Source organism: Halomicrobium sp. HArcht3-1, from assembly GCF_058933345.1.
Genome location: NZ_JBZYDM010000011.1, coordinates 133,997 through 140,441 on the forward strand (window position 1 = coordinate 133,997; position 6,445 = coordinate 140,441).

General features: G+C 65.5%; 7 protein-coding genes. 6 read left to right on the forward strand and 1 reads right to left on the reverse strand.

Going from position 1 to position 6,445, the window contains the following annotated elements:
* The first annotated feature begins 36 nt into the window (after nt 1-36).
* The 5 genes from AC5FRW_RS16870 (at nt 37) to AC5FRW_RS16890 (ending at nt 5,233) form a co-directional block, all read left to right on the forward strand.
* Nucleotides 37-1,065: a CPBP family intramembrane glutamic endopeptidase gene (locus tag AC5FRW_RS16870; protein ID WP_493569634.1), complete on the forward strand. Its 1,029-nt coding sequence runs from the start codon at nt 37-39 to the stop codon at nt 1,063-1,065.
* Between the two features lie 70 nt (nt 1,066-1,135).
* Nucleotides 1,136-2,200: an aldo/keto reductase gene (locus AC5FRW_RS16875; RefSeq protein ID WP_493569635.1), complete on the forward strand. Its 1,065-nt coding sequence runs from the start codon at nt 1,136-1,138 to the stop codon at nt 2,198-2,200.
* Between the two features lie 404 nt (nt 2,201-2,604).
* On the forward strand, nt 2,605-3,528 hold the full coding sequence (rnz, locus tag AC5FRW_RS16880; RefSeq protein WP_493569636.1) for a ribonuclease Z: 924 nt from the start codon (nt 2,605-2,607) through the stop codon (nt 3,526-3,528).
* 41 nt (nt 3,529-3,569) lie between these two features.
* A complete protein-coding gene (locus tag AC5FRW_RS16885) occupies nt 3,570-4,502 on the forward strand; it encodes an NAD(P)H-binding protein (protein ID WP_493569637.1) in 933 nt (310 codons plus the stop codon).
* Complete coding sequence (locus AC5FRW_RS16890) at nt 4,502-5,233, forward strand: DUF7530 family protein (RefSeq protein WP_493569638.1); 732 nt, start codon at nt 4,502-4,504, stop codon at nt 5,231-5,233. The genes AC5FRW_RS16885 and AC5FRW_RS16890 overlap by 1 nt, the downstream gene beginning before the upstream one ends.
* On the opposite strand, the gene AC5FRW_RS16895 is transcribed toward AC5FRW_RS16890, so the two are convergent.
* The gene (locus tag AC5FRW_RS16895) at nt 5,220-5,393 is read right to left on the reverse strand and encodes a DUF5786 family protein (RefSeq protein WP_493569639.1); all 174 of its coding nucleotides are present in this window, start codon (nt 5,391-5,393) and stop codon (nt 5,220-5,222) included. The genes AC5FRW_RS16890 and AC5FRW_RS16895 overlap by 14 nt on opposite strands.
* Before the next feature lie 259 nt (nt 5,394-5,652).
* Here AC5FRW_RS16895 and AC5FRW_RS16900 point away from each other — a divergent pair.
* A partial coding sequence (locus tag AC5FRW_RS16900; protein WP_493569640.1) for a DUF5784 family protein occupies nt 5,653-6,445 on the forward strand: 793 nt, incomplete at its 3' end.

Sequence of the window (6,445 nt, forward strand, 5' to 3'; positions counted from 1 at the left end):
CAACAGTATAAGCCCTCTCCGGCCCACGACCCGCCAATGCCACGCTCGGACATCATCATGGAAGTCCGTCAGGTGCTGATCAATCAGCGCGAACGCCGCCTCCGGGCGGGGTGGCGTCTCCTGATCGGCCTGCTTGTCTTCGCGTTCATTCTGGTCGTCGTCGGCGGCGTGCAGGCGGTCCTGCTTGGTCTCCCACTCGCGACCCCGTTGCTCGTCGGCGGGGTGGCACTCGCTGGCTCGCTCCTGTTTTACGGCGTCAACACCGGGACGCTCGTCGGACTGTCGTGGTGGCTCGACGGGCGCACACTCCCGGGACTGGGGCTGGGCGGAGACGGCTGGTGGCGCAATCTCGCTTTCGGCCTCGCGCTGGGTGTCGCGATGCCGACGGCGGTGTTTCTGGTCGAACTCGCGCTCGGCTTCGTCGCCGTCGAGGGGACGCTCGTCACCCGCCCGGACAATCAGTTCGGCGTCGCCGTCCCCGCACTGATCGCCATCCCCGGCACCCTCCTCTTTTTCGTCGGCGTTGGCGTGTTCGAGGAGGTGCTCAGCCGCGGGTACCTGTTCAACAACATCGCCGAGGGACTCGCTGGACTGGTCGGTGCTCGCGGCGCGATCACGACGGCGGCGCTGGTGACGAGCGCCCTCTTTGGCGTCCTCCACCTGACCAACCCCAATGTGACTCCGCTGTCGACGTTCAACATCGCCGTCGTCGGCCTCTTCTTCGCCGCGACGTATGTCATGACCGACGATCTCGGGATCCCAATCGGGATCCACATCACGTGGAACTTCTCGATCTCGTCGCTGTATGGCTTCCCCGTCAGCGGGCTGACGACGCCCGCGACCCTTCTCTCGGTCCGCCAGACCGGGCCGACGCTGCTCACCGGCGGTCGGTTCGGTCCCGAGGGCGGTCTGATCCTCTATCTCGCACTCGCCGTCGGCATCGCACTCACCTGGTGGTGGGTCCGACGCGAAGAAGGGACTGTCCGCTTTCGCACCGAGATCGCCGAGCCAGACCTGCGGAATCCCCGCCGGCCGCCGCAAACAGAGGACGATGGCGGCGAGTAAGATGTATTCGGACGCTGCCTCGTTTCGAGGAACCAAGATTGCTAAGTACGCTGATCCGTAAGGCAAGCGTATGCAACAGCGGGAACTCGGTACGTCAGGCGTGGACGTTTCGGAGATCGGATTTGGCGCGTGGGTCGTCGGCACGGACTGGTGGGGCGACCGCTCCCGAGAGCAGGCCATCGACATGGTCCAGCACGCCCTCGATCAGGGCGTCACGTACTTCGACACCGGCGACGTGTACGGTCACGGCGACAGCGAGAAACTGATCGGCGAGGCACTCGCCGACCGCCGCGAGGAAGTCACCGTCTCGACGAAGGTGGGCTACGACTTCTACAACAACCCACAGGCCGGCCACGGGGAACTCCCGAAGCGCATCGACGGCGAGTGGATTCGCGAGGCGCTCGACAACTCACTGGACCGCCTCGATATGGACTACGTCGACATGCTCATGCTGCACAACGCCAACGCCGACGAGGTCGACGCGGACGTGCTGGCGACACTGGACGCACTCCGCGAGGAGGGCAAAGTCGAGTCCATCGGCTGGGCGCTCGGTCCCTCCATCGGCTGGCTGGCCGACGGCGACGCCGCCGTCCAGAACGAATTTGACGCCGTCCAGACCGTCTTCAACATGTTCGAGCAGGTGCCCGGAAAGCACTTCATCGACACCATCCGGGAACTGGACGCCGACACCTCCGTCATCGCTCGCGTGCCCCACTCCTCGGGCCTGCTGAACGAGCAGGTCACGCCAGACACGGAGCTGGGCGAGGGCGACCACCGTTCCCACCGCCCGACCGAGTGGTACGAGACCGGCTGGGAGAAAGTCGACAGCGTTCGATTCCTCGAAGACCCGGACCACGCCAACGGCCAGCGCACGATGGCTCAGGCCGCCCTCCAGTGGCTGCTGTACCACGACGAGGTCGCAAGCGTTACCCCGACCTTCCGCACCACGGACGACATCGACGCGTGGGCCAGCGCACCCGCGACACCTGCCCTCTCCGACGACGAGTTCGAGCGCGTTCAGGACCTCTACGCCGACAACTTCGGCGTGGATCGGGACGACGGCATGGACCAACTGCGCTCCTCGGTCGGCGGCGAGGATCTGGACGACAGCGGCATGGCCCCCGCCGACGACTGACTGGACCACGCTCTCGCACCGCTTCGAGAGACCACGTTTCTTCGACTCTCAAACAACCGCCAGTACCGAGCCACCGCCACGGCCGAACCCTCGCGTCTGCGTGAACGGGGTGAACGCAGGCTCAGGAGAGCGTGCTCTCCTGGTGGATCGAAAGGGCGAGACTCCGGTCGGCCGTTCTGCGCTGGCCCTATTCGAGGGAGCGACGCGACCGAGAATATCCAGCACAGAACGGCCGAGCGAGTCGAGGGCTTTCAGTTGTCACCGGCGTCGGTCGCTAATGTAGTTGCTAGCGAGCGAGTCGAAGGCTTTCAGGTGCCGGCCGCAACCGCACTGGTGTTGGTACACCGACGGACTGTCCTCCCTAGTTCGACACGCGTATATCCGCCCTCCGCCACAGTCGAGCCATGCGCGTGACGTTTCTCGGGACGAGCGGTGCGGTGCCGACGACGGAGCGCAACCCCAGCGCCGTCTTCGTCAACCGCGACGGTGACAAGCTACTCTTCGACTGCGCCGAGGGGACCCAGCGCCAGATGATGCGCTTCGGGACCGGTTTTGGCGTCGATCACGTCTTCGTCACGCACACTCACGGCGACCACGTCCTCGGACTGCCCGGCCTGCTCCAGACGTGGGACTTCAACGAACGGGATCGGGCGGTGGCGATCCACGCCCCCGCTGGCACGCGGCGTACCATCGAGGATTTGGTCAACGTCACCGGCGACCCGCCGTCCTACCCGGTCCGCATCAATCAGGTGTCTGCGGGCGACACCGTCCTCGATGGCGACGGCTACGAGGTGCGAGCGGTCAGTACGGACCACCGCTGTGCGTCGGTGGGCTACGCCGTCGTCGAGGACGACCGCAAGGGTCGTTTCGACCGCGAGAAGGCCGAGGAAGAACTCGGCATCGAACCGGGCCCGAAGTACTCGAAGCTCCATCGGGGCGAGGCAATCGAACACGAGGGCCGGACGATCCAGCCTGAGGAAGTGGTCGGTCCCGACCGACCCGGCCGGACGATGGTCTACACTGGCGATACCCGACCGGTCGACGCGGTGATCGAGGCCGCCGACGGCGCGGACCTGCTGATCCACGACGCCACCTTCGCGCAGGACTGGGCCGACCGGGCGCGCCAGACCGCCCACTCGACGGGCCGGGAGGCCGCCGAGGTCGCACAGGAAGCCGGTGCGAAGCGCCTCGCCCTGACCCACATTTCGACCAGATACGGCGGCAATCCCACGCCGATCCTCGACGATGCTCGCGAGCACTTCGACGGCGAAGTCTTCGTCGCCGAGGACGGCCAGCGCATCGACGTGCCGTTCCCCGACGAGGACTGACCGGCCCAACAGTTACGACCCCGCGACACTACCACACAGTCATGCACGTGCTGGTCACCGGTGCGACGGGATTCGTCGGCAGTAACCTCGTGCCGGCGCTGTTAGAGCGGGGCCACGATGTGCGTGTCCTCGTGCGGGACCCCACCCGCTACGACGGTCCCGACGAGGTCGACGTGGCGGTCGGCGACCTGCTCGAACCGGGCACGTTCGACGACGCACTCGACGGTATCGAAGCGGCGTACTACCTCGTTCACTCGATGCAGGCCGGCAAGGACTTCGAGCAACGGGACAAGCGCGCCGCGAGCAACTTTGCCGACGCGGCCAGCGCGGCCGGCGTCGAGCGGGTGATCTACCTCGGTGGGCTGGGCGAGGAACACGAGGAGCTGTCGGCCCACCTCAAGTCCCGCCGGGAGGTCGAGTACACCCTCGCCGACGGCGACTACGATCTGACGACGCTGCGGGCGGCGATCATCATCGGCGACGGCTCGGCGAGCTTCGAGATGGTGCGCCAGATGGACCGTCGGCTACCGGTGATGACGACGCCACAGTGGGTCGAGACACCGTCTCATCCCATCGCCATCGACGACGTGATCGCCTACCTCGTGGGGGTGCTGGACGTGCCCGAGACCGCTGGCGAGACCTACGACATCGGCGGGCCGGAGGTCATGTCCTACGCGCAGATCCTCAAGCGCACGGGGAAGGTCATGGGGACCGGCGAGCCGTTCATCATCCCGATCCCGGTCCTCTCGCCGCGGCTGTCCTCGTACTGGATCGGGTTCGTCACGGACGTGCCGACGAGCGTCGCACGGCCGCTGATCGAGGGGCTGAAGAACCCGGTCGTCGCCGACGACGACGCGATCCGTGCATTGCTTCCCGTCGAGTTGACACCGTTCGAGACGGCCGTCGAGCGTGCCCTCGGTGAACGCGACGCACGCCTCGCCGTCCAGCAGCTCCCGACGGAGGCAAACTCCTGATGGCCGGCGATCAGCCGCCACTTCGCTACGGTGAGACGTGGGTCTACGAGAGCATCGTCGGTGCGCTCCCCGGGATCAATCTCCCGGCGTGGGCCGCCGTCGCGATCCAGTTGCTCGTGTTCGAGGTCGCCGTCGTCGCGCTGGCCGGGTTCTACGGGCTGTGGGCGGCAGCACTGGCCGGCACCGCCGCTGTCGTCGTCGCAGCCATCGGCAGCGTCGAGATGCTGCGCATCGGGACGCTGGTCCGCCGGATCGACGTGCCCGAGGACTACCGGGACCTGCTCTTCAGTTCGAACGTCGAGGTCGTCCTCTCGGTGCTCGCCTATATCGCCCTGGTGACGCACCTGTTCGTCTTCGACCCCCAGCAAGGTGGTGAGACGCTGATCGACCGACTGTTCGGCCCGGAGCAGCCGGTACTCGTCGTCTACCTGATGCTGTTGATCCTCTGGGACGTGTGCTATCGCATCGGCACCGGCTGGTGGGCCGCGATCACGTCGCTGTGGCGCTCGGCACGCTACCGCTTCGATCCGGAGACGGCCCAAGTCCTGCGGCGCGCAGACCTCGAAATCCTGGGCTTCGGACTGCTCCAGCTAGTGCTTGTGCCGTTCATTCTGGAGTTCCCAGTGTTGCTCGCTGCCGTCATCGCACACGTCATCGCAGTGACGGTCGTGATGTCACTGTCGGTCCTGCTGTTGGGACGACGAGCGAGAGAGATGCCTACGAGGACTTGATCTTCTCGAACTGGTCGAGTAGCTCCTCGGTGGAATCACCGGAGTCGTACTCGACCTTGCCGTGGTACGCTGTCCGATCGTCGTCGTCGCTCAAGTCGACTTCGTTGTTCTTTCGCTCACGGCGTTCGTGTTCGTCTTCGTCATATGCGCCCATCGACATTGCTAACCACACTCAATCTTGTGTGTTAATCGTTATCAATGTAACGGTCAGTTCGATCCCTGTACACGCTCGTCGTTTCGGTCCGAGCAGCCGCCCTCGTCTTCCATCCCGGCCGCGGACTGCCCTCGTCCGCCAGATCCGGGCGTTCAAACGGACTTGCCCGTCCGACAGCCTGCGGTGTCATGCCAATGACCACCCGGACTTGCCCGTCCGGGTGTCCATGACAACCCTCAAACCGTCTGCCCACCTATCAACACTCGTGGCAGGTCCCGTTCGATTCCGACACTCGCCCCAGTCGTGGGACGCTGGGCGGGTACACGACACGCTCTACCAGCCGCTGAATGCGAAGTTCGGCGCGACGATGGACGACCCGTGGTTTCGCCCACCCCAGGGCTACGAGGCTCGTCGAATTTCGATGGACAACGGCGACCTCGCACTGTTTTGCTGGTCCGACAGCGACGCCTACTGGCTGGGCAACACCGAGACACCCGAGACACTGTGGCGCACCGAGAAGTACACCTTCGAAGAGTCCCCCCACGGCGTCGCCCGCTGGGCCAAGCGCGAACTGCTCGCCCAGCTCGAAGTCGAAGATCCGTGGCTCGCCGAATACGAGCACCTCGCATGGTTCTTCCTCCCTGTGTTCTTCTCGAAGGACGGCCGCGAGTCGACGCGGGACTTCTTCCGCACCCACGCTGGTGGATTCCCTGACGCCGACCGCGACGACGCGCTGGCATTCTACGAGGACCTGCTCTCGTCGGGCCTACTCGACGACTACCGCTACACGATGGCGAGCAAACTCGGCACCTCAAGCGGTGTCGACCTCACTCGAATGCAGGCGACGATGGGCGAGTTCAACACCGCCAAGCTACTCGCCGACGCCGGCCACGACTTCGAACCCGAAGTCGAACTCGGCTCCGGTCACGCGCTGGACTTCCAGGTCGACGACATCCTCGTCGAGGTGACCCGCCCCCAGCCCCCCCGCCGTGACCTTCCACGCCAGCGACATCGTCTCCATGATCCAGCGCTTTACCAGCGAACCGATCAACGTCCCC

Bases quoted from the DNA above. Each gene is read 5' to 3' on its own strand.
- AC5FRW_RS16875 (WP_493569635.1), top strand. From the start codon at position 1,136: ATGCAACAGCGGGAACTCGGTACGTCAGGCGTGGACGTTTCGGAGATC.
- AC5FRW_RS16870 (WP_493569634.1), top strand. From the start codon at position 37: ATGCCACGCTCGGACATCATCATGGAAGTCCGTCAGGTGCTGATCAAT.
- AC5FRW_RS16895 (WP_493569639.1), bottom strand. From the start codon at position 5,393: ATGTCGATGGGCGCATATGACGAAGACGAACACGAACGCCGTGAGCGA.
- AC5FRW_RS16890 (WP_493569638.1), top strand. From the start codon at position 4,502: ATGGCCGGCGATCAGCCGCCACTTCGCTACGGTGAGACGTGGGTCTAC.
- rnz (WP_493569636.1), top strand. From the start codon at position 2,605: ATGCGCGTGACGTTTCTCGGGACGAGCGGTGCGGTGCCGACGACGGAG.
- AC5FRW_RS16885 (WP_493569637.1), top strand. From the start codon at position 3,570: ATGCACGTGCTGGTCACCGGTGCGACGGGATTCGTCGGCAGTAACCTC.